Origin of the sequence: Alkalitalea saponilacus, from assembly GCF_900168165.1 — a bacterium.
GTDB lineage: Bacteria > Bacteroidota > Bacteroidia > Bacteroidales > Marinilabiliaceae > Natronoflexus > Natronoflexus saponilacus.
In genome coordinates this window covers 16,183-39,387 of the sequence record NZ_FUYV01000008.1, presented here as the reverse complement: position 1 = coordinate 39,387, position 23,205 = coordinate 16,183, and the positions used below count along the sequence as shown (strand labels likewise).

At 36.7% G+C, this 23,205-nt stretch carries 19 protein-coding genes; 1 reads left to right on the top strand and 18 read right to left on the bottom strand.

Annotation, left to right across the window (positions count from 1 at the left end):
- Positions 1 to 40: 40 nt before the first annotated feature.
- From B5X70_RS07975 to B5X70_RS07965, 3 genes are all read right to left on the bottom strand, one after another.
- Positions 41 to 670 carry an HAD family hydrolase gene (locus B5X70_RS07975; RefSeq protein WP_079557375.1) on the bottom strand — a complete coding sequence of 210 codons (630 nt, stop codon included), beginning with the start codon at positions 668 to 670 and terminating at the stop codon, positions 41 to 43.
- Positions 671 to 736: 66 nt separating this feature from the next.
- The gene (locus tag B5X70_RS07970) at positions 737 to 1,342 is read right to left on the bottom strand and encodes a phosphoribosyltransferase (RefSeq protein ID WP_079557374.1); all 606 of its coding nucleotides are present in this window, start codon (positions 1,340 to 1,342) and stop codon (positions 737 to 739) included.
- The gene (locus tag B5X70_RS07965) at positions 1,332 to 2,444 is read right to left on the bottom strand and encodes a glycosyltransferase family 4 protein (protein ID WP_079557373.1); all 1,113 of its coding nucleotides are present in this window, start codon (positions 2,442 to 2,444) and stop codon (positions 1,332 to 1,334) included. The genes B5X70_RS07970 and B5X70_RS07965 overlap by 11 nt, the downstream gene beginning before the upstream one ends.
- Before the next feature lie 732 nt (positions 2,445 to 3,176).
- Here B5X70_RS07965 and B5X70_RS07960 point away from each other — a divergent pair.
- Positions 3,177 to 6,446 carry a CotH kinase family protein gene (locus B5X70_RS07960; protein ID WP_079557372.1) on the top strand — a complete coding sequence of 1,090 codons (3,270 nt, stop codon included), beginning with the start codon at positions 3,177 to 3,179 and terminating at the stop codon, positions 6,444 to 6,446.
- A gap of 227 nt (positions 6,447 to 6,673) precedes the next feature.
- On the opposite strand, the gene B5X70_RS07955 is transcribed toward B5X70_RS07960, so the two are convergent.
- From B5X70_RS07955 to B5X70_RS07890, 15 genes are all read right to left on the bottom strand, one after another.
- Positions 6,674 to 7,360: a nucleotidyl transferase AbiEii/AbiGii toxin family protein gene (locus B5X70_RS07955; RefSeq protein ID WP_079557371.1), complete on the bottom strand. Its 687-nt coding sequence runs from the start codon at positions 7,358 to 7,360 to the stop codon at positions 6,674 to 6,676.
- Entirely contained in the window at positions 7,350 to 7,874 is a 525-nt protein-coding gene (locus B5X70_RS07950; RefSeq protein WP_079557370.1) for a hypothetical protein, read from the bottom strand. Before B5X70_RS07950 ends, B5X70_RS07955 begins: the two co-directional genes overlap by 11 nt.
- 363 nt (positions 7,875 to 8,237) lie before the next feature.
- Complete coding sequence (locus B5X70_RS07945) at positions 8,238 to 9,428, bottom strand: hypothetical protein (protein ID WP_079557369.1); 1,191 nt, start codon at positions 9,426 to 9,428, stop codon at positions 8,238 to 8,240.
- Entirely contained in the window at positions 9,421 to 10,167 is a 747-nt protein-coding gene (locus B5X70_RS07940) for a WecB/TagA/CpsF family glycosyltransferase (RefSeq protein WP_079557368.1), read from the bottom strand. Before B5X70_RS07940 ends, B5X70_RS07945 begins: the two co-directional genes overlap by 8 nt.
- Positions 10,168 to 10,201: 34 nt before the next feature.
- Positions 10,202 to 11,221 carry a glycosyltransferase family 4 protein gene (locus tag B5X70_RS07935; protein ID WP_079557367.1) on the bottom strand — a complete coding sequence of 340 codons (1,020 nt, stop codon included), beginning with the start codon at positions 11,219 to 11,221 and terminating at the stop codon, positions 10,202 to 10,204.
- A gap of 283 nt (positions 11,222 to 11,504) precedes the next feature.
- The gene (locus tag B5X70_RS07930; protein WP_143255047.1) at positions 11,505 to 12,692 is read right to left on the bottom strand and encodes a hypothetical protein; all 1,188 of its coding nucleotides are present in this window, start codon (positions 12,690 to 12,692) and stop codon (positions 11,505 to 11,507) included.
- Between the two features lie 45 nt (positions 12,693 to 12,737).
- Positions 12,738 to 14,249, bottom strand: a complete 1,512-nt coding sequence (locus tag B5X70_RS07925) for an oligosaccharide flippase family protein (RefSeq protein WP_157666495.1) — start codon at positions 14,247 to 14,249, stop codon at positions 12,738 to 12,740.
- Between the two features lie 94 nt (positions 14,250 to 14,343).
- Positions 14,344 to 15,453, bottom strand: a complete 1,110-nt coding sequence (murB, locus tag B5X70_RS07920; RefSeq protein ID WP_157666494.1) for a UDP-N-acetylmuramate dehydrogenase — start codon at positions 15,451 to 15,453, stop codon at positions 14,344 to 14,346.
- Positions 15,454 to 15,491: 38 nt separating this feature from the next.
- On the bottom strand, positions 15,492 to 16,568 hold the full coding sequence (locus B5X70_RS07915) for a polysaccharide pyruvyl transferase family protein (RefSeq protein WP_079557363.1): 1,077 nt from the start codon (positions 16,566 to 16,568) through the stop codon (positions 15,492 to 15,494).
- 28 nt (positions 16,569 to 16,596) lie between these two features.
- Entirely contained in the window at positions 16,597 to 17,817 is a 1,221-nt protein-coding gene (gene wecC / locus B5X70_RS07910) for a UDP-N-acetyl-D-mannosamine dehydrogenase (protein WP_079557468.1), read from the bottom strand.
- 320 nt (positions 17,818 to 18,137) lie between these two features.
- The gene (locus tag B5X70_RS07905; protein ID WP_079557362.1) at positions 18,138 to 18,509 is read right to left on the bottom strand and encodes a GxxExxY protein; all 372 of its coding nucleotides are present in this window, start codon (positions 18,507 to 18,509) and stop codon (positions 18,138 to 18,140) included.
- A gap of 260 nt (positions 18,510 to 18,769) precedes the next feature.
- Positions 18,770 to 19,879, bottom strand: a complete 1,110-nt coding sequence (gene wecB / locus B5X70_RS07900; protein ID WP_079557361.1) for a non-hydrolyzing UDP-N-acetylglucosamine 2-epimerase — start codon at positions 19,877 to 19,879, stop codon at positions 18,770 to 18,772.
- A 294-nt stretch (positions 19,880 to 20,173) separates the two neighbouring features.
- Positions 20,174 to 20,944 (bottom strand): ATP-binding protein, encoded by a 771-nt coding sequence (locus B5X70_RS07895; RefSeq protein ID WP_143255046.1) that lies wholly within the window; start codon positions 20,942 to 20,944, stop codon positions 20,174 to 20,176.
- 805 nt (positions 20,945 to 21,749) lie between these two features.
- Entirely contained in the window at positions 21,750 to 21,887 is a 138-nt protein-coding gene (locus tag B5X70_RS18050) for a hypothetical protein (protein WP_157666493.1), read from the bottom strand.
- Positions 21,871 to 23,001, bottom strand: coding sequence for a GNVR domain-containing protein (locus B5X70_RS07890; protein ID WP_079557359.1), 1,131 nt, complete (start codon positions 22,999 to 23,001; stop codon positions 21,871 to 21,873). Before B5X70_RS07890 ends, B5X70_RS18050 begins: the two co-directional genes overlap by 17 nt.
- Positions 23,002 to 23,205: the final 204 nt, after the last annotated feature.

Sequence of the window (23,205 nt, the reverse complement as noted above, 5' to 3'; positions counted from 1 at the left end):
TAACCCATAAAAAAGGGCAGTCAAAAATTAAAAGGTGTTTTTATACCAGTGAATATTTAACTTGTCGGTTTGCCAAGAAGTTAATGGTCTCAACTGAAGGATCTACGAGGTAATTGGACTCCAAAGACTTTTCCATCAAGGGAAAATCGTCGTGGTGATCGGTTATTACAACATTTATACTGACACCTTTATTTGTCAGAAAATCTTTTACAAAACTTAGTTTATTCTCACGTATGTTCTCCTTCCACTCATCGATGTTTGAAATGGCTGAATCAGTAGCACATACCGCATCAAACCCAAAATATGTGCCGATTAATTTAGCATAGTGAGCAGGCGCAGCAGTTGCCATGCAGGTGTAGTATCCCTTTAGCTTATAATTCTGATACAAACTTACAACTCGTTTATTGGTGTGTACCATTACATTATCAACAAACATCTGAATGTCTCTTCTTCTTACAAACTTATTGCTTACGCCAAGTACTTTTCTTTTAAAGGATGAGTGACTTATGATACGAAATTTTCTAATGAGTAAGAGAAAGCCAAGGTATACGGCATTTTTAATCCGTAAACGAATTAATGACAACCGAAACAAAAAGAAATAATATCTTTCAAATGTATTCGTAGTAAGAAATGTTCCATCCAAATCCACTACAACTCCTTTTAACTTCATACTAACGTCTCCTGTTAATACTTTTTCTCCAATCTATAAACGTATACCAAGTTACAAAGGTTCAGGTTACACCTCAGGACTCTTTTTTTTGGTATCGAAAGACCAGGGAAACCTAATTAAAACACGATTATAAAGCAAATAATCGACATTTACCAACGGTTTTTTATGTGCTTTGGTGATGACGGCACACCGCAAATTATGCTCAGATCCATACTCGCCGATAAAATAATCAATTATATACTTTAAAGTGGCACCCGTATCAACGCAATCATCAACTATCAGAATGTTTTTAGGCCCACTCTCCAATAATTCCCTTATTTCGTGCCCCATCAGGATTTCTCCTTGTCGTTTTGGGATTCTGATTTTACTCATTAACTCCAGGACATGCACTTCCAAAACCCTTAAAAAATTAAGTACCGGATTTGGAAGTTTCCGAAGAATACTTTTTATATTTATTTTCCTCTTGATTTCTGTACTGCCTCTTGCAACCCGAACCTCACAGTAATGAACACTTATACGCTTACTTATCTCTTTGTAAACACGCTGCCCTACACATCCTCCTCCTGTGAGTACTCCTACTATTAAGTCCGGCTTGTAACTTCCTTCTATAAGGGAAGTTAACCTTCGGCACTCTTTATCGAAATCATCTTCAAGTAGAGTTTTAACCTTCATCCAATACCTGTTTATATAATTTATATGTTTCACGGGCACATTGCTCCCACGAAAATGTTTTGACTCTCTCTAGTCCTTTTTGTTGCATTGACAACAAAACTTCTTTTTCTTCTATCAATTTGTCCAATGCGGTAAAAATCTCTTCCCTGTCTCCGGGATTTACTTTATATGCTGCATCGCCTCCTATTTCATCACAGGATGTGGTATTTGAGGTTATCACCGGACATCCCGCTGCCATTGCTTCTAATATGGGTAATCCAAACCCTTCTCCATGACTGGCAAAATAGAATAACCGGGCACCATTATATAATGAATTAAGCTCTTCATTGCTCAAACCTTGAAGAACCCTAACTCCGGCATTCTTTCCAATCATTCCCGCAAACCTTTCATTGGGAAAAGCCGGATCCATTTTTCCCACTAAAACAAGATCAAGACCCTTCTGGTTGATGTTTCTGTCCAGGTACCATTCCAGTAAAACCTCAAGATTCTTCACAGGAGCAAACCTACCCACATACAAAAGATAATCTCTTTTAAGACCAAATTTTTCCAAGAGGTTGCTTTGTAACTCCTGCCGATCTTTTAAGTATCGGTAATTACCGGCTGCTGCCTCATAAATAACTTTAATGCGCCCTTTTAAAAACGGGTAATACTTTTCAAGCTCACTCCTTGTATAATGACTTACGGTTATTATATGGTCTGCCTTTGGCAAACTAAACCGGGATAATACATTGACTCCGGCTCTTAAACGACCCGGGAAATATTTTTTATGAGTTTTAAAAAGTATATCATGTATGGTTATTATTTTTTTTGCTCTGCATTTATAAACCGATGACAGATAATTGGTATGAATAATATCCAATCCATATTTCTTCGCAACCTGATGATATCCCCACAATACATTTACCGGTGTAAAGTTGGATAGCAGTCTGCCATGCATAAAAACACCTCCAGTTTTAACCGATCCAGGCAATTCATTTTTATTGAGCAGCACAATCCTGTCATCCTCAACAAAAGGCTTTATGGCCTCCAGTAACTGTGATGTATAGCTGGCTGTTCCCTGCTCAATTTTTGTCAAAAATCTGGCATCAAAACCAATAACCATCTACATTCATATTAACCTGTTATACGAAAAAATCATGTGCAAATAAGTTTTTTAAGCTATTGGTCAAAATAAGTTTCGCAAATCAAAAACCTTCATGATTATCAATGACACAAAACTGCCACCGTCTCCCGTTTTTATTGGGAAACCTAGCTGATTTTCCACTCATGTACGTTTCATCATTTGATTGCCAAAGCGCATGCTTTCAGATTCAGTTCAGTAAAGGCTATTCACAATATTTGCACGTAATTCAAACGTAAATCTTTAGCATAAATTGTAATCTTATTGAAAATAATTAACGCAAACCATATCCTCTCACAAAAAACCTCCTGCAACGACGCAAGAGGTTTCAAAAGCTATGCAAAAATATATAAAAGTTACTGTTTATTTTTGTAAGAGATGATACTTTCTTATCATTTAAACAAAAACATTTAATGCTCATGTTGTTATGTGCAGAATGGTGCGATATGATTATTCCCCACAAATGCAAAGATCAACATAGAATTTCTTAAAATAATCTGTAGAATTCGATGTCGATCAGCTCTAATACCTGAACTGTTAAAAATTCCTGTCGGAATTTTCTCACGTTATAAGAGCAGACAAACCTGTGCCAATCAATTACCAAACAAGACTCTCACAATACTATGACAAGAAATCTAAACACTGCCAACCCCCGCACCTCTTATACTATTTTACTATCTTTGACTAATTGATAAATAAGAAAATCACTTTACCATGCAGTTTGGTTCATTCAGGTCACTCCTTTTTTCTATTATGTTTTTATTACCCTGGACTGCAACGCACTCACAGAGCTTCCCGGTAGTGATAAATGAAGTCATGTCCTCCAACCTCAACACCATTGCCGATGAGGATGGCGACTACGAAGATTGGATTGAACTGCACAATCGTGGCGATGAACCAGTTAATCTGGAAGGCTGGGGTTTGTCCGATGACGATTTCAATGCTTTTAAATGGGTCTTCCCGGATGTAACCATTGGCCCTGATGAATACCTCATGGTTTGGGCTTCAGGCAAGAACCGTTTGGAAGGTGAATTGCATACCAATTTCTCAATCTCCTCAGACGGTGAGCCTGTTTTACTTTCCCACCCTGAACAGGGTGTTATTCAGTTTGTTCCGGCTGTTCCCATTCCCGGGCAGGTCTCTTACGGGCTAAATCCCGACCAACCCGGATTCTTTTACTACAGCAACCCCACACCCGGAGCACCCAACACCACCAAAGCTTATGCGGAAATACTTAATGCTGAACCCTTTTTCTCACACACCGGTGGGTTCTACACCGAACCTTTTGAACTCACCATTTCCACCGATATTCCAGGGGCAACAATCTACTATACGCTGGATGGCTCTGAACCAAATCCCGATAACCTGGATGGAACCAACTATCAGTATAAGAACAGATATCCGCATGGAGAGTTTCTTACAAGGGAAGTCAGAACATTTAGATATGAAGAACCTTTGTATATTTATGACAGATCTGCTGAACCTTATGAGTTGGCAGGCATAAATTCCAGGTTTACATCAGAACCACACCTTCCTCCGTCCAACATGTTCAAAGGCATCCCGGTTCGGGCCATCATCAAAAAAGAAGGCACTTTGACACCAAACCCAACCACTCACACATACTTTGTAACACCGGAAGGGGGCGAACGATTCAGTTTACCAGTAATATCTATGGTGACTGATGAGCGGAATTTGTTTGATTATGAGAGGGGGATATATGTGGCAGGGAAAATTGCAGATGATTCTTACAATCAAAATTCAACCTGGAGCGTATGGAGTCCGACAAACTACAATCGTCGCGGCACAGAATGGGAAAGACCCAATAACTTTGAATACTTTTCAAACAAGTCAGATAACACAGTGAATCGGACTGTTGGCATCAGAATTCATGGAGCGGCTTCACGTCATTCCCCTCTAAAGTCCTTTCGTATCTACGCAAGGTCATCTTATAGCAGCAATGAAATCACCTTTTTTAATGATTGGGAAGAGAGCATCCAAACAAAAAGAAGAATGATTTTGAGAAACTCCGGTCAGGATCTATTTCATACAATGTTTAGAGATGCTGCAATCCAAAACATTGTGAAAGGTCTCAATTTCGATACACAAGCTTATAATCCTTCTAATGTTTTCATAAATGGAGAGTATTGGGGGATTCTGAATATGAGGGGCCGAATAGATAAGCATTACCTTGCCGCCAAATACAACATAAATCCGGAAGCATTGGACATGTTGGAATATATGGTTCAATTGTATGTGATTGAGGGCGACTCAGACCATTATAACAATGTTATTTCATTTATCGAAAACAATGATATTAAAGAGATTGAGGATTACAAATACGTGCAAACCAAAATTGATATTGAAAACTTTATTGATTACAACATTACGCAAATATTTATAAGAAATACGGATTGGCCCGGCAATAACAATCTATTTTGGCGAGTCAACAGTAATCTCTCCGAAGGAAGTATATCTGACGGCAAATGGAGATGGATACTTTTTGATACCGATTTTGGATTCGGACTTTCCGGAGGCGCTAATGCGGTAGCGCATAACACCTTGCTTTTCGCAATTGCAGAAGGCACAACTGTATGGCCAAATCCTGAATGGTCAACGTTTCTTTTAAGGTCATTATTACAAAATGAACATTTTAGGATTGCGTTCTTAAATCGATTTGCTGATTTATTAAACACTTATTTCAGGGAGGAGAGAGTCATATCTGTTATAGATGAAATCAAAGCGTATCTTGAGTCTGATTTTCAAAACCATATTGATCGCTGGGGATTTATCGCCTCTCTTGCAGAGTGGGAGGTTAAAACAGATGTGATGAGATCTTTTGCAGTAAACAGACCTGCTTATCAGAAACAGCATCTAAAATCGTTTTTCGGCATCGATAAAATGGATTTACTATCTCTGAATGTGGAAGAAGCAGGAAGTGGAATAATTCAAGTTAATTCTATCATGCTGTGTGAATCAACTCCCGGAATAGATGACCCGGTATTCCCATGGTCTGGTGAATACTTTGACAAAACGCCAATAAAAATCCATGCTATTGCGAACCCGGGCTATAAGTTTTCTCATTGGAAAGGTGTTCCGGATTCCATTAAGTCAATGCGGGAAATTGAGATCATACCGGAAAGTGACCTCTCCATTACAGCGGTATTTAAGGAAGCCCCCTTAATTCAACTGATACACCATTGGCATTTCAACCAACTTGATGACAAAGAACATACTCAGGTCAAGGCCGACTGCTCCAAAACAGACCAAGTGGGTGTAATCACATACCCGGGAACAGGGAGTGGCTATATGGATATGGTTAAGAATGGCACAACTATCAATTTGAGAGAAGGAACCACTGAAGGAAATGCTTTACGGGTTAGAAATCCTTCCAAAGAGAGAAAACTGATATTCCACCTCCCCACTAACGGATATGAAGATGTGGTTCTTTCTTATGCCGCATCCAGAACCAGTAATGGTGCCGAATTTCAGGATATTTACTACAGGACTGAGGAAGACGGACAATGGAATTTAATAAAGGAGAGAAACCTCATCATCGAAAGTTATTATAAAATTTCGGTTGACTTTACGGATATTGAGGAGGTCAATAACAACCCTGATTTTGCAGTAAAAATCCGATTTACCGGTGAAAAGGCAATGAACAGTTCAGGGAATAACCGGTTTGACAATGTTGTGCTTGAGGGGTTTCCGGTTAAAAAAGAATCAACCAACCTGAGCCAATCTAAGGTTAAATACCATCTGAATATTTATCCAAATCCTGCCACAAATCATATAAATATTATCTCGGCAGAACTGGTACAGAAAATATCATTAATGAATTTGAATGGGAGAGTTATAAAAACAATTTATCCATTAAGCTATAAATCTGAAATCAATATTTCAAATGTGAGTGCGGGTATATATCTGTTGATGGTCGAGACAAGTAATGCAATTTCTACAAAAAAGATTGTTATTGATAGAGACTGAAACTAATAAAAACAATTATTTACACCACAGATTACAAAGATAAGCACAGATTTTCCATAAAATTAATCTGTGGAAATCTGTGGCATTTGCAGTAATTCTCTCCCGCTGCAACAACTCGCAAACCAACGCCAAATAGTTTCCATTAATGTTGCTCAATATGAGATGACAAGAAAGCCCATTAAAACACCCTTATAAACCGTTTGCCGATGCGCCTATAACTGCCATCGCTAATCCTCAATAATCAAGTTGATTTTGTCTTCTGTCAAAGCCAATCGTTCCGCTACCATAAATGGATGAATATGAGCCATCAGCACCTCTGTTAATAGCCCTTTGTTAATAATGTATTGAATTTCTTGTTTTAAAAATGCTCTTATATCCGGGTCACTCCCTTTCACTTCTTCAACAATGCTCGTTCTATTATCAATCACATAAATGATGTCTTCTATATCGTGGCTTGTGCGGTAGTCTTTGCCACGATTGTTGAAGGCTTCAAATTTGGTGGCCAGGTAATAAGGAGCCGATAAGATTTTTATTTCCTGGTTCTTGGCTTTTACTGTCCAAAGGTTATTAAAGCCGGGTTTATACCAAGAGTTAGACGGGCCAAACGGACCATCTTCCGTAGCCATAATATCCACTGGAATGTTTTTGTATTTGTAACTGCAAATGGTGTGACCAAATGGATCGGGCTGAAAGCCGAGTTCTGCTAATTTTTCTTGTACCTCTTTCCAATGGTGCAGATTCACAATGTCCAAGGTCATGTCGATGTCCTGTGTGGGACGTATTTCCTCAGCGGCGGGATCATCGGTATATAAACTCACCACAGCACCACCTACAAAAACCATATTTTCCTTTAGGTCTTTTAGGGCAGCTGCAATTTCTGCTACTACAGCAATATTTATAGTTTTATTCTCCAAGACCAAATCGCTTTTTAAGTTCAGCCACGGCTAGTTCTTTTTCTCTGGCACGCCCTATGCGTAACGCATCAACCAAAGCCAGAAGTTCGTGAATGCTTTCATCTTTAATCGCAGCTTCAGGTACAGATGGATACAATGGTAATATGCTATGGCCACGAACGGTTCCTTTGCCGTAAGGCCATACATAGTTTTCCTTACTTAAAATCTGTTTATTTAGTGGAGCGGCTGAATGTGCCGTAGGAATACCACGCACTACAGGTCCGGGTTGTACCGGAAAAACATAACGCAGTCCATATTGTAAAAACTCCATCAGTGCCATTTTATTGACACTTTTCCCTTTGGGTTCCAGCAGACCGGCAAATTTTGAGCGGGCAATAGATTCACTTACCACCGACTGGCTCAGACCCAATGCTTCTGCCATTGGTTTTTGATTCCATGATGTATTGTTCTCAATGATGATTTTGAGTAAAAGCAACACATCCTGCGGTTTTATTTGCTGACTTTGAGTTTTCATAACACAGCATTATTGCGTATCGTGATATGCAATATTAAGTGTTTTTTTTGATAAAACATTATTATAATGAAGAAAATATCGCGTATCGCGATATTCGATATATATTAGTTCAGCTTGAAGAATTATCTTGCTAGTATGTTATAGATGCGTCCCGATAAGATCGGAATTAGGTTTTAGACAGATAGAATAGTTGAGAGAGACGATTAGACATATCTGATTGCCTGTTTAATCTTGCCTGTCGGTCTGTACCGATAGAATCGGGATAAAAATCTTTAAAACAGATTTTATGTAAATTAAACAGTTACTTAGAATAAACAAATGTTCACCACAGAACACACAGATAAGCACAGATTTTTCATAAAATTAATCTGTGGAAATCTGTGGAATTTCCTCACGCTGTAACAACACGCAGACCAGTGCCAAATAAGTACCATTGATACCACTCGCGAAAACATGACCGGCCAACCCTCCTATTAAAAAATACTGAATGACCAAAAACCATCCCAGGTGATTACCTCGTGGAAACCGGAACAAGGTTCTAAACAGGCCCCAATAATATAATACGGATCCCAGTATCCCACCAAACAGAAACATATCCACCACATCCAGCTCAGTAAAAGATGTTGCCGGATTAACACCGCCTAACATAAAATTATACCAGCTCCAATTCTCCAAGACTAAAGGAACTCTCTCAGCAAAGAGAACGTCCCGCGCAGAGAAAACAAGTGTAATCAGTCCATGTTTTTCTGCTACATTTTGCATAAACACAATAACCTCAACAAAAACAACCAGATAAGTAATGAGACTAAATGCTATTAGTCCTGACCAAATAAAGAATCGGCGATTAATCTTAAAATAATAAATGTAATAATAAAAAAAGAACGAAATCATATATATATATATTGCCTTGGCACCCAATAATACAGAGGCTACTAATACTCCCCCCAACAAAATGAGATAAAATGGCTGTTTTGATTGTACCCATTGATGCAATAAAAAAACAGCTGCCAGCACATAAAAAAATGTAGCTTCATTCGGAGCTAGAATCAAACCAGAAAATCCGAAACGGTGATGGTTGTATGCCCAAAACAATTTCCAGTTAAACATAAAAGCCATTATCACAACGAAAACCTGAATTGTAATCAGAATTAAAAACAAACGCTTTAATGCATTTAATGTCTCATTAGGAAGCTGATAAAACAACCAAAACAGCAGGAAAGGAAAAACAAGCTTAGAAAAACGAATCAGCCATGTATAAACCCAATCTTTTTCCTTAAAATCAACGCCAACAACAAACACCAGTGCAACAAAAAATATCGCTGACCATAAATTTATGGATTTAAAATAAGTAAAAACAAACAAGGTAGTAACTAATAACAACACTCCACCTCGGCTAAATGCTGATAGCCGGATGAAATAGAGCGACTGAATAAAAGCATCGCTTTTCAACAAAACATTTAAAGAATCGGTAATAAAAAACAATAGCAGCATCCCAACCAATGGAACAGCTCCTACCTTTCTAAAAAGAGTATATGAAAGACTTTCTTTACTCATTTTGTTTTTTAAACCTCGACTTTAAAACCAATAAAATAAATTTTGAATTACCCACTAAATAGCGCTTCCACATCCTTCCCGGCTCCTGAACAAACCGGTAAAACCATTCTAAACCAATTTCCTGCATCCATTTAGGAGCCCGCTTTGTAACTCCTGCTACCACGTCAAAACTACCCCCTACTCCCATAACAAACGGAACTTTCATTAATTTCTTATATTTATTAACAAAAATCTCCTTTTTCGGTGAACTCATGGCCACGAACAACATATTTGCTCCACTTGCAGATATATCTTTGGCAATTTGCTCCTCTTCATCTTCTTTAAAGTACCCATTGCGATAGCCTGCAATAATATCAGACGAATACTCATTTCTAAAAATATCAACCACTTTCTCTACCACCTCCTGTCTGGCTCCAAAAAAGTAACATCGATACCCATGTTTATGAGCCATTTTAACCAACTCCAACATCAAATCAATACCAGCCACCCTGGCAGGCAATGCTTTCCCTAAAAAATGAGAAGCCCACACCACCGACATTCCATCAGCATTGATCATATCAGCATCCAAAACCGACTGTCGCAATGCGCTATCAGTTTGCATTGACACAATCTTTCCGGCATTGACTACCACATGTTGAGTAAATTGATTTGAATCTATTCGATTCTTGATAAAATCCAAAGTTTCGGACATGGATAGTGCCTGAACGGGGATATTTAAAACGGTTTTAGTTTTTGTCATAAGAGTGGTCAACGTTCTTGAATGTAACTATTTACTAATAGTTAAAATTATTAATTAGCCGATCGTACTTTTCAAACATTAATTCAATGCGAAACTTATTTTCATAAATTTTTCGTGAATTACGACATAATTTGTAATACTCTTCTTTGCTCAAATTACCTAAACTATTCAACACTGATATTAAAGATTCCATATCATTTGTGATGTAACCATTATGGTTATCTATACAAATTTCAGCACAAGCTTCACAACCATCTGCACCTCTTGTAATAACAGGCCTGCCAGCCATACAAGCTTCAATTAAAGTAAGACCTAAACCCTCCTTTTCACTATAAAGCATTACGAAATGATAATTTTCAGCTAACTGTGGAATATTATTTTGAAAACCAATATAAGAAAAGTTCAATAGCCCTTTTTCCTTAATAACATTTATAAGCTCATCTTCCTGACTGCCGGAGCCTGCAAAATCAATCTTGATTTTCTCACTTATCTTACCTGCTAATTTTTCCACAATAAGCAATTGCTGCTTTACTTGCTCTATTCTCCCAACAAATAGTATTCTAATCTCTTGGTCAGGTTGATAACTTCGTAAATCTATTTCATTTATTGCATCTGTTAATCCGTTATAAATAACCTCAATTCTTTTTTCATTTACTTTGAAATAATTTATCAGGTTTTTTTTTACGGCATTTGATACTCCAATTACCCTGTCTGGAAAAAAGGTAAAATTTCGTTTGTCATTAAAAATACTATGACTAACATGAATCAATTGATATTTAAACCAAAAAACTTTGCGTAATACAAATAATAATGAAGTTATCTTTCTGCTATGAGAAACTATAATCGTGTCTGAAAAAATCTTAATGTTTTTCAATCCGATCTGAGCATACTCCCCGACAGGAATACTGTTTTTAAAAGCAAATGAATCGTAATTATTAAGGCCTGCTACTCTAGAAGTATAGCCCCTTTCTAAAAAAAAAGCATGAAGATTTTTGATAATTATTTGGGCTCCGCCAATCCTGTCAAGTTTGTCGTATACTTGTATAATTCTCATATATTGTTATTAATAATCTTATTCCGAACAACAACCAATTGGTTTGAATCAGCAACTTTATCTCAATTGTCCCGCTCCGATTATAGTATTTCATTAAGGAAGAATTCTGCCAAATGCGCAGGAATTAATCTCCAGAACTAAACTCTTACAAAATGAATAGTTGTTCGGTAATACTTTCACAAATCACTATACTTATCCCATAATAGACGAAAAGCAATCTCCTGAAAATCTATTTATAGCCTCATTAAAAACCACTTGTTTGCTTTAAATATCGCTTGAAAACTTATGTCTTATCGATAATCTCGTTACGCTCAGTAACTATTGATCGCATCAAATAAAACGGAACAATATACATCATAAATTTAAAAATAGGATAGATAAAAAAACATGAAGCTAGAAAAACACATGCAATAGCGTAAAATAAATTATGCTTTCGATATTTCATGTAATTATAAAAATAATCAAAAAACAAGAATATGAAACTCAAAAACCCAAACTCAAGCATAAACACCTGTATTTCTGCAGAATCTCTCTTACCTGGTTCAACCTTGTTAGTTACATGAACACCTATGTATCCCAATCGATTTTCTTCAATCCCCACATAAGGCCAACTACCAAGTCCAAAACCAAAAAACTGTTTTACGCTGCTCTGTCTTGTCATAAAATCATAGGTTCGCACTACTGGAAAGAATCTTGACCCGTAATTCACTGCCGTTGAGGCATCAACTATTTGATTACTTGACTTTCTCTTGTCATAAACACGGCCAGCAAACACTAATGCTATAATTAGAACCAGAGAAAACGTGGTAATCAACTTCGTTTTTGAAATATACCTTATGTTTTGAGGTGCTTGTATAAGTAATACTAAAACAACAATTGCAATAGATGTATAAGAGGCATTAAAATAGAAACATACAAAAGACAAAAGAATTAAAACTTTATATTCAAGAATTTTCCTTTTTAGAATCATTGCCAAAAGCAACGTATTAAAACTAAAAACAATGGAATACCAATTGGGCTCAACAAAAAATCCCCTCATACGAGTTGCAAAAGAAGCATCAACCATATAATGCTCTACTTCATAAAAAGACAATTGAAACCCAAAAATTTTAAATAACAAAAATTGAAAAAGTCCAGTTGTAACCATGATCCATTGAAACATAATTACAGATTGTTTTGATATGGAAGAATGTTTCTTAAAAAAATAATAAAATGAAATAAGAGCCAGAAAATAATACAGCAGAAGCATAATTGCACCTGGAAAAGCTTTATTTAAAATAAATTGTAAAAATAAATATCCGAAAAAAGGAAGTATAGACCAATTGGTGCGAATGAATGCTTTCATTCGTCCAATTGATGTTGGATGAGCTACGAATTCTATTCCTAATATCAACAAAATAAAAATCAATCCAACATGCATTCTAACACCTAATAAATCAATCTTTAAAAGGGAGTCAAAAGCAAATGACATATAGATGATTTCGTGACGATTAAAGGTTTTTAACAATAACACCATTTATCGTTTTCTATGGATTAAATTTCTAAGGAATGTTGTTTCATCTTTTGACAACATAAAAAAATAAAACAATCCTATTACGATTAACAAATTAATGCCACTATACAATATCAACTCTAAAATACTATTAATTGATACAATTTCTTTTAAAGCTATCCCAAAAGCAATAACAAGAATTTGAACTATCACTGCAGGAATTAATGCGTCAAAAAATTTAAACAGACTAACATTTAAGTATTTCGATGCATATAATGGTAATATTAAAACATTGAGTATAATACTAAATACAGCACCGCTTATTATGGGGGCACTTATTCCTAATTTTGAATACTTTAATAGGTACACTGTAACCAAAATATGCAAAACACCAGATAACAAAGTCAAAATCCCGGGAACTTTCACTTTGTTATAAGCAGTATTCAATGCATATAAAGGCCTAATAGCCTGTGACACTGAAAAATGAAAAATCATTAATTGAAGAAAGGGGGCTAAATTAACATAGTCCATTCCTAACCAGAAGTAAAGAATTTCCTTTGCATAAACAACAACTAAAGAACTTGCAAAAGAAATGAAAATACCCTGATAACGTATCGCTTTAAATAAAAAATCCTTTAGTTCATCAAAACGCTGTTGAGAATACTTTAGAAGAATGATAGGAGAAAAGACCACACTTAAAATAGTTGCTACACTGATTAGAACATTGTACCATTGTACAAGAATTGCATAACGTCCAGCTGTTTCTAAATCAATCAGAAGATTGACTAAAATAACATCTGTTTGACGAAATATAAGAATGCCAGTAGCATTAATTAGTGTCCAAGAAGATAAGGATATTATTTTTCTTACTATATTTTTATCGTAATCTAAAAATCGAAATTTATAAAATGGCATAAATTTCTTTAATACAAACAATGCGATAGTACTAGATATAATTGCAGCTAATAAATGACTAAATCCAACAGAAGCAAGTGATTTATTAATATATAGCAACACAAAAATGGTAAGCCCCATCTTTAGAACATTCCGCAAAATATTGATTAATTGAACTAAATCCAGACGGTTTTTCGCATAGGCGGGGCTAACAAATACACTTGTAATCATTATCAAAAAAAAACTCAATATGATAAATAAAAACAAATATGAAGATGAATTATAATGCTCTGCACTAACATCAAATAAACTTCCAGAATTAATAGAAAGGTAGATTAGGAGTGGAGATATTAATACAAAGGATAGAAAATAAAGAATGAGAGTCGTTGTAACAGTTATATTAGCCTTGTCATTATCTTCAGAGATTAAATAAACAGATACATATCTATTATTTGCCTGATTTAAACTCGACGACACAATTCCCATATAAAATGATATACTTATGGCAATCTGTATTACACCATATGCAGAAATTCCAAGTTGAGCAATTAGAAAAGGGGTTAATACTATTCCATATGCTATATTTACAAAAAAATTTAAAGAATTAATAATTAAATTTTTTGTGAATTGTCTTTTACTCACAACGATCCTTTTTAAAATAAATCTTGGATTTCAAAGAATGCATTTTACCAATACAAAACACAATATGTAATTGCGAAAAATGATCAAGTATATATTAAATTACTACAACTTCTCTCTCAATTCTTATCCCAAACTTTCTGAATATAGAATCTTCTATCTTTTGAGCTAATTCGTCTATATCCATGCCGACACCATTTCCATAATTCAAAATCATGTTAGGTCTCTTCACATCGACGCCAACATTATTAACCCTGACTCCTTTGAATCCGCAATATTCTATTAACCAACCGACTGATATTTTAAATTCATCATTTTGCATTGGAAAATAGATAACATCTCTATTGCTCTTTTTGATCTGATCAAGTTTATTTTTGTTAACAATAGGACTTTTATAAAAACTTCCAACATTTCCCAAAACTCTATAATCTGGGAGTCTCCTTTTTCGGGTTCTGATTATGTTTTTGCGAATTGTTTCTAAGGAAATTATACCGTAGTCAGCAGTTAGTTTTCGAGCCTTATCCAAGTTTAATTTTGTTATCGATTTAAAAATAGATGGAACAAAATCTAAACTTGAGGTAGACCAATAAGAAAGAGTGGTTGCATTAGGGTTTTCACGGAAATACTCCACTCTCCGTTTAGGTAGTTTACATAATCGAAACTTGACAGACAAAATTATAAAACTTCTAAATTCATTAGTTTTAAAAACACTATTTCTATATGAAAAACGACAGTCTGAACAAGGGATATCAATAAATTCATTTTTAAAAATATCATACCCTCTGACTGACAATATAAAATCCTTAGCCTCAACCCCATATGCTCCTATGTTTTGGACAGGAACAGCACCCACAAAACCAGGTATATATGAAAGATTTTCAATTCCATATAATCCTTTGTTTACACAGTATTCTACAAAATCATCCCATACCAATCCCGCCCCTACTTCAAAATCTACATAATGATCGCTTTCATTTATAATTTCAATAAATTTTATTTTTGGATGGAATATAAGCCCTGCAAAATCCTTAGTAAATAAAACATTACTTCCCCCTCCTAAAATAAAAAATCCATTGCTATATAAATCTGATCTCTCATTAACAAATTGCTCTAATTCTTGCTCATTCGAAAAAGAGAAATAATACTTAGTTCTTATATCTAACCCAAAAGTATTTAGATCCTTAAGACAGTAATCCAGCTTCAACATATAATTTTTTGAATACTTAAAACGAAAACTATTTAACATTAAAGCTCTTTCATCAAAGCGCCTTTAATAAATTCTAAAGCATCTATCCTCCTGTTTTCCAATAAGCTATGAGATTTATCAAAATCAATATATTGTTCTATGATCGCATCTGCATCCTGTTCAGAGTAAACCACTCGATTCGCTAATTCAATAGAAGTTAAGAACTCCATAAACCTTGCATTTAGTCCCAGTTGCGCATGGTTTTGATTTGGAACAGTAAAAAAAGTCCTTTTAAACAATACTGCAAATGCGGTTCCATGAAACGAGTTTGTTATAAAATATTTGGCATTTCTTATCCTGTTAATCCAGTTACCAGGACCAAACATATATTCATGTTTGTCCGGCCCTTTAAAATGATAACCCAGATTTACTAAAGGCAATCCTGTTTTTCTTTTTAAGTACTTTGCCAGTTCATATAAATTCTGGTCATGCATACAAGAATAGACTGCTATATACTCTTGCTTATAACACTTATTTGGAGAAACTTTAGTATAATCATCGCCAGAAAGCAATAATGTGGGATCTAAAACAACAGGAGTATTTAATTCAAACTTGCAATTAGCTATAAATTCCGAGACATAGTTTTCTCTCACAGATATACTATCAAACCTTTGAATATAAGGACGTGCATCTTCAAGAAACTCTTCGGATAGTGGAATATTTCCCATACTAACTGCATAGCCAACTTTAACAGATTTCTCAGGAGCAAACGAAAGAAAATATGCTAAATCTTGTTTCATTATTCTTTCATTCCAGACCTGATCGCTCCCAACAAAATAATAATCAGCAGCAGGTAAAAGTTGCTTCATTTCATCAATACTGCTAAATTTTCTTTTTGTTAGATTTAATTGACGTAGGAAACTGTTAAACGTAAAACTCATAATTCGACGCTTAATGTAGCTCAATAAAGTTGGCTGATTTTTCATTGTTACCTTCATCCATTCCGGAACATAGTCAATAACGGATACAACAACTCCCAACCTCTCTAAAACAATTTTCAACGCATACAACTGTAATACAGCACCATAATTTGTAGCTCTTTGATAAGCGAGCAAATATGCTTTCTTCTTCTCCATACTTCAAACTAAAATTTCTTAGTTAGTTTTATTTAATCCCACAAAAATCCAATACCACCCTATCTGTAGCACCTTTTGATAAGTTAAGTGTTTTAAACTCATCATGCGCCACCAAAAAAGCTACAATATCAGCCTTCTCATAAGCTTCTTTATAATCAGTCAACTTAAATACTTTGTGCTCCTTGATATTGGGTTCCACAAAATAAATTTCTTCGTTATTGCTATTTTGAAGAACTTTCTGAGCAATATATTTGGCAGGAGATTCCCGCAAGTCGTCAATATTGGGTTTAAAGGCCAGCCCCATAATGGCAACAGAGGCTTTCCGCCCATGCTTTAGCTGGAATTCCAGGCGGGCATTCTGAATTTTTTCAGCTACCCAAAATGATTTATAGTTATTGATTTCTCTGGCCTTTCCAATAATTTGTGATTCCAATGGATAGTCTGAAACAATAAAATATGGATCAACAGCAATACAATGGCCACCCACTCCACAACCGGGCTGTAAGATATTTACACGCGGGTGTTTGTTGGCCAATTTGATCAAATCCCATACATTTATATCTGCTTTATCACAAATAAGTGATAGTTCATTGGCAAATGCTATTTGCACATCACGGCTGGCGTTTTCTGTGAGTTTACACATCTCGGCTGTGCGAGCGTTTGTTTTATGCAGTTCGCCTTTTACAAACTGACTGTAAAAATCAATGGCTTTTTGAGTCGAGGCTTCATCTACTCCACCAATTACACGGTCATTATGCACCAACTCGTGGATCACATTGCCAGGGAGTACTCGTTCAGGGCAGTAAGCAAGAAAAATCTCTCCTTTTAAGTCAGGGCGTTCATTAAAAATGAGTTCCATCATTTTTTCTGTAGTGCCAACGGGGGAAGTGGATTCAATAATAAACAGATCGCCCTTTTTTAACAAGGGTATTGTATTGCGGGTTGCAGCCTCAACAAAGGATATATCCGGCTCATGGTTACCTTTGAATGGAGTGGGAACAACTACCAGATATACGTCTGCCGGTTGTACCGTGTCATAAGCTTTTAAGAGGCCTTTTTCAACGGAAGTTGATACATATCCTTTTAAATCGGGCTCTACGATATGTATTTCACCACGATTAATGGTTTCTACTACGGATTTATTTACGTCCATACCATTTACTCGGATGCCGGAGGCGGCTACCAGGGCGGATGTTGGAAGGCCGATGTAACCGAGGCCTAGGGTTGAGACAGTGATGTTTTTATTCATGTGTGTATTTACGTTTTTTACCACGGATTTTATGCAAAATGAATCTGTGTTATCTGTGGTGGTATATTTTCTTTTTACCACGGATTACGCAGATTTACACAGATTAAAAACAAAATAATCTGTGGGTATCTGTGATATCTGTGGTGGTATCTTTTTCTTCACCACGGATTACGCAGATTTACACAGATTAGAAATAAAAATAATCTGTGGGTATCTGTGATATCTGTGGTAGATCTTCTCATTTTACCACGGATTACTCAGATTTACACAGATTAGAAATAAGAATAATCTGTGGGTATCTGTGATATCTGTGGTGCATCCTACAAAACTAACCGTTTAATTCCTTTTTTCAGGTCAGTTTCATTAAAGTTTATCAACAAACCCAGTTTTTTATTAGAAAGCTTTAGATAGGTTAATACCTGTGCAGTATGAATAGCTGCAAGTGCATCAACCGATTTAATTTCGATTATTATGGTATCGTTAACCATCAAGTCAATTCTGTACCCGGCTTCCAGTTTTATTTCGTCATACACAACCGGGAGAGCAACCTGTCTAGCAACTGAAAACCCATTTTTGGAGAGTTCGTATTCTAGACAAACTTCGTAGGTTGATTCCAACAATCCCGGACCAAGCTGGGAATGTACTTTATAGGCGCAGCCGATTATGTCGTAGGTTAGGGAGTTTAGGTTCATGCGTATTTATGTTTTACCACAGTTATTTTTCACCACAGATTAACACAGATACCCACAGATTATAATTAAAAAGAATTTGTGAGTATCTGTGGGTAATCTTTTTTTTACCACGAAAAAATGAATAATCTGTGGGTATTTGTGATATCTGTGGTTAACTTTTTTTTTATTCACCACGCATGACACCGATTGACACAGATTATTTTGTTTCAATCAGTGGGGTATCTGTGGCCATCTGTGTAATCTGTGGTGCATCTTTCTTTTTATTTCAAGAAATCAACTATCCTTTGCGCCGCTTTCCCATCTCCATAAGGATTATGCAAAGCACTCATGCTTGCATACCTCTCCTTATTGCTTAACAGATCAAGTGCTTCTCTTACGATCATTTCTTTATTGGTTCCCACCAAAACTACCGTTCCTGCATCCACTGCTTCAGGGCGCTCTGTTGTATCACGCATTACCAGCACGGGCTTGCCTAAACTGGGGGCTTCTTCCTGTACGCCTCCACTATCAGTGATAATAAGCTTTGAGCGGTTCATCATCCAAACGAATGCTTCATAAGGTAGCGGGTCAATTAGTTTAACATTATCAATTTTCCCCAATAACTCTTTCACCGGTTTCTGCACGTTGGGATTCAGATGTACCGGATAGATGACCTGTCCATTAAAGTTCTCAGCAATCTCTTTGAGAGCTGCACATATATTCAAAAAACCGTCTCCAAAATTCTCACGCCGGTGCCCGGTAACCAGCACAATTTCATTATCTCCGGTCAACTCTTTCAATGAATCAATTAATTTATTGTCGCTGACATCCTTTACCCGCTCCACGCTCTCCAATAAGGCATCAATCACTGTATTTCCGGTCACAACAATGCTCTCCTCCTTCACCATCTCATTCAGCAAATTCTCTCTTGATTTGGAGGTTGGAGCAAAATGGTAATCTGCGATACGACCTGTTAACTGGCGATTGATTTCTTCGGGAAAAGGAGCCAGTTTATTGTAGGTTCTCAAACCTGCTTCCACATGCCCCACCTTTGCGCCAGAATAGAATGCTGCCAATGCTGCAGTTGTAGAGGTGGTTGTATCACCATGTACCAGAACCACATCCGGCTGGAAATCTTCCAGAATTGGCTTTAATCCATTAAGGATGTCGCCGGTTAAAGAGAACAGGTTCTGATTGGGTTTCATCAGGTTCATATCATAATCAGGCTGAATATCAAAAAAATCCAATACCTGATCGAGCATTTCCCTATGCTGCGCGGTAACGCAAACACGGGTTTCAAATAATGCACTTTCTTTCTGAAAGGCTTTTACAACCGGTGCCATTTTGATGGCTTCCGGGCGGGTTCCAAATACAATTAAAATTTTCTTCATTTTTTATTTATTTCACCACAGATTACGCAGATTAACAGAAATTATTTGGTTTCCAATCTGTGGATATCTGTGATATCTGTGGTAAATTATTCTTTATATATTTTCTTGTTTATTTTACCACAGATTACGCAGATTGACACAGATTATTTGGTTTCCAATCTGTGGATATCTGTAGTGAAATATTCTTTCTTTTACATGAGAGATAGTCAATTTTTAAAGCATTATACATTAACCCAACACCTCCCAATGACCACCTTTTGCGGGGCCGACGCGATTGATATATCCTGCGTCCTTTTAATAACTGATATTTGTTTCAATTTTTCTTACAGAAATACCCAACATTTCAGATAATTCCCTTGCCGTTACATAAGCATCTTTGGTCATTAACTCAATAATTTTTCTTTGATTCACCGAAAGTCTTTCACCGACCTTTTCGCTATACACAGTTACCATAAACCCAACTGAAATATTTTGAAACAGAAGCACTGGCAACCCTGCATCTATAAAGTTATTTATTACTCGTTGAATTCCTGATCCATACTTTCCGATCAAACCTATGTCTTTACAAAGATCAGCTATCAATTTATTTCTAGGTGTTGAACGGTATCTGTTATTTAGCAAATCATCTACCGTGATATTTTTAGGCAAACGGCCGGGATTAAAAAATTCAATCCGGTCATCAAAAATCTTCACTATAGAATCTGAAGACAACCGGCAGACGCGATGAACAATCAAATTGGTCACTATTTCCCGGATAGCATTCAATGGGTATTGCCATTTTTGAATGTTTCGGGCTTCACCTGTAATAATAACTTCCCTATTGATGTGCTTTTTTACAAAATCCAATACCTGCTCTATCTGTTTCAGAACATCTTCTTTAGTCCGGCTGGAATCCTTTATTGTTATTTCATCCTGAAATCTACCGAGCTCTATAGTTGTAAGAGCCGAAACCTTATTCTTAAATAACAGGTAGGCAGCATTTGTAATGTCCTGTCCCCGAACCAAATCATACTTAAATAAAAACGAAAGAGGATCTTCATTGATCGTTAAGTTACTGATCTTCATGCTTTCAATAACCGCCTGCACTTTCTCCAGATCAATGTCATTCAGTTGATGATTTAAATACAATAATCAACCCAAGCCACGACTAAGTAATAGGTTTTAATAATAATGGTTTGTTAAACTTGACTATAGTTTATAATAGCGTTTTTATTTTCAGAATGTCTGACAAGGGCAACCTTATGGGACAGGGATTAACACCCCGGTCTAAACTCTATAAGAACAAGGAATTAAGCTGCCCTTCACAGGGCGAATATGAAATACATCGCATCAGCCCAAGGCGTTGCCTTGGCCTGAATTAGTTTAGGCCTTCAGCCTGTTGGAAGACACAATCTCAATACGCAGTATTGTTTTAGGTTGTATTAAATAAGGCTTTCAACATTGGAAATACTTTTGGCATTGATTTAGCGCACAGACAAAGTATCTTGCTTATTGCAACGCCACGGAGTGGCAGATTATTTCAACCCAACGGCAACGCCTTGGGAGTATGCGCAATGAAAATTTACGTCCTGAAAGGACAGATTAATTTATAAATTAATATTTAGTTCTGAAAGGTGGAAAGAGGGACTCAAGAATATGACCAAAATCAATTGGGCCTCCGGAAATAAGATCGCAAATTTAAACCGTAGCCTTATACTTTTATATCTACTTGATTTTCACGCAAATGCAAGAATGATTTGCTAGGCTCGCAACCTACTTATAATCAAGCATTTGTCATTGTCTAACATCTAAATTCTAATCCCGGTGCATCGGGACTAACGATCTATTGTAATAAGCATTCCGATCTTTTAGAACAACAACAGGAATTGTCTCATAACAAACTCCAAACCATTAAACCATCAACCACATCCAACCTCACTTTCCTCAATCCCTCTCTTAATTTCCGGTCTCCGGTCTCCGGTCTCCGGTCTTCTGTCTCCCCTTTCCACTCCCTACCCTTCATACTCATTCAACTTCGCTTTCAGGTTTCTCCAAATCATCATCCCAAACAAAATTCCCAATCCGATAAATCCCCCAAGAAAAACTGAAACAATCATGATCATGGATCTTCGTGGAGCGCTTCTTTCTTTGGGAACAACAGCAGGTTCCAGAACTTTTACCACCGGGGTCTCCTCCTGTAGTTTTAGCCGTGCTTCTTCCAACTGACGAGCCAGGGTGTTATAGATATTAAATGCCAGATCGTATTCGCTTTGCAGTCGCTGCTCCTCAGTTTGTGCCAGAGCGGTCATCTGTCCACGGCTGGCATCTCTGAATCGCGCCAATTTTTCCTGTGCAATTTCAAATCGTTTTGCTGCTTCTTTATGGCGTGCCTCTACAAAATCAAGATCTTCTCGAGCCTTATCGGTTTTATACTCCAGGATGTATTCCGATAACAAGTCGGTAACTTTTCCGGCCAGATCCGCTGCTAAAACTGGGTCACCAGCATTAACCGTTACACTAATGATTCCTTCACGATTTATATCTAAAGAAATACTATTTTTTAATCTGCCAATAACTCTCCACTCCTCCTGAGTCAAACGGGTAACGTGACTGCCTGATTCTAAGACAGCTACATCGGGTTCTTTCCCCACTCTCTTGATCAGTCCGATGATGGTACGAGGTAAGCCTATGGTATAAGCTTTGATGTATGACATTACCGAACCTTTTCCCGGCTCCGAAAAATACTCATACAGCGTCATTCTTTCACCCAGTTCAGGAATATAAGTCTCATAATCCATCAAAGATTTCAAAAATGGAAGACTATGCACAATTTCGGGATAGTATTCAGTGGGAATGGATCCGGTTTCTACCCCTGCAGATATGTTTCCAAATCCAAACTGAGATGCCAGTCCACCGAGGCTCCCCAAACCCGATCGTTTCCCGGTTTCAGGAATAAGTTTTACCCGAGAGGTATATTCTTCAGGAGAAGTTAATGCTATCACCAATCCCAGCAGGATAAACACACCCACCGTTTTAATGATCAACAGTCGTCCGTTCCAGATATGTAACCCCAGTGCCACCAGATCTATCTCATCATCTTTAATGATGGGTGGCGGACTCTTTTTAATGTCTTGATTTTCCATAAATATGTAAGCCGTGAACTTTAAACGTTGAAGGGTTTCACCCCTATGATTAACACCTAAATCCCCCGGGGGACTAATCCTAGCAAATGCTATATAACCTAGTATTTTAAAATAATGAACTCTCTTTAATCACCCCCCTTGGGGGGTCGGGGGGTGAAAACGCCTCAAACTAATCTAAACATTTGAATCCTCTTCCCCAAGGAA

Excerpts from the sequence above, each read along its gene's own strand:
- B5X70_RS07960 (WP_079557372.1), top strand. The coding sequence starts at position 3,177 with ATGCAGTTTGGTTCATTCAGGTCACTCCTTTTTTCTATTATGTTTTTA.
- B5X70_RS07930 (WP_143255047.1), bottom strand. The coding sequence starts at position 12,692 with ATGTCATTTGCTTTTGACTCCCTTTTAAAGATTGATTTATTAGGTGTT.
- B5X70_RS07975 (WP_079557375.1), bottom strand. The coding sequence starts at position 670 with ATGAAGTTAAAAGGAGTTGTAGTGGATTTGGATGGAACATTTCTTACT.
- B5X70_RS18050 (WP_157666493.1), bottom strand. The coding sequence starts at position 21,887 with ATGAGTATGAAGGGTAGGGAGTGGAAAGGGGAGACAGAAGACCGGAGA.
- B5X70_RS07970 (WP_079557374.1), bottom strand. The coding sequence starts at position 1,342 with ATGAAGGTTAAAACTCTACTTGAAGATGATTTCGATAAAGAGTGCCGA.
- B5X70_RS07905 (WP_079557362.1), bottom strand. The coding sequence starts at position 18,509 with ATGAACCTAAACTCCCTAACCTACGACATAATCGGCTGCGCCTATAAA.
- B5X70_RS07915 (WP_079557363.1), bottom strand. The coding sequence starts at position 16,568 with ATGGAGAAGAAGAAAGCATATTTGCTCGCTTATCAAAGAGCTACAAAT.
- B5X70_RS07965 (WP_079557373.1), bottom strand. The coding sequence starts at position 2,444 with ATGGTTATTGGTTTTGATGCCAGATTTTTGACAAAAATTGAGCAGGGA.
- B5X70_RS07890 (WP_079557359.1), bottom strand. The coding sequence starts at position 23,001 with ATGGAAAATCAAGACATTAAAAAGAGTCCGCCACCCATCATTAAAGAT.
- B5X70_RS07950 (WP_079557370.1), bottom strand. The coding sequence starts at position 7,874 with ATGAAAACTCAAAGTCAGCAAATAAAACCGCAGGATGTGTTGCTTTTA.
- murB (WP_157666494.1), bottom strand. The coding sequence starts at position 15,453 with ATGTTGAAGCTGGATTACTGTCTTAAGGATCTAAATACTTTTGGGTTA.
- B5X70_RS07940 (WP_079557368.1), bottom strand. The coding sequence starts at position 10,167 with ATGACAAAAACTAAAACCGTTTTAAATATCCCCGTTCAGGCACTATCC.
- B5X70_RS07895 (WP_143255046.1), bottom strand. The coding sequence starts at position 20,944 with ATGAAGATCAGTAACTTAACGATCAATGAAGATCCTCTTTCGTTTTTA.
- wecB (WP_079557361.1), bottom strand. The coding sequence starts at position 19,879 with ATGAAGAAAATTTTAATTGTATTTGGAACCCGCCCGGAAGCCATCAAA.
- wecC (WP_079557468.1), bottom strand. The coding sequence starts at position 17,817 with ATGAATAAAAACATCACTGTCTCAACCCTAGGCCTCGGTTACATCGGC.
- B5X70_RS07945 (WP_079557369.1), bottom strand. The coding sequence starts at position 9,428 with ATGAGTAAAGAAAGTCTTTCATATACTCTTTTTAGAAAGGTAGGAGCT.
- B5X70_RS07935 (WP_079557367.1), bottom strand. The coding sequence starts at position 11,221 with ATGAGAATTATACAAGTATACGACAAACTTGACAGGATTGGCGGAGCC.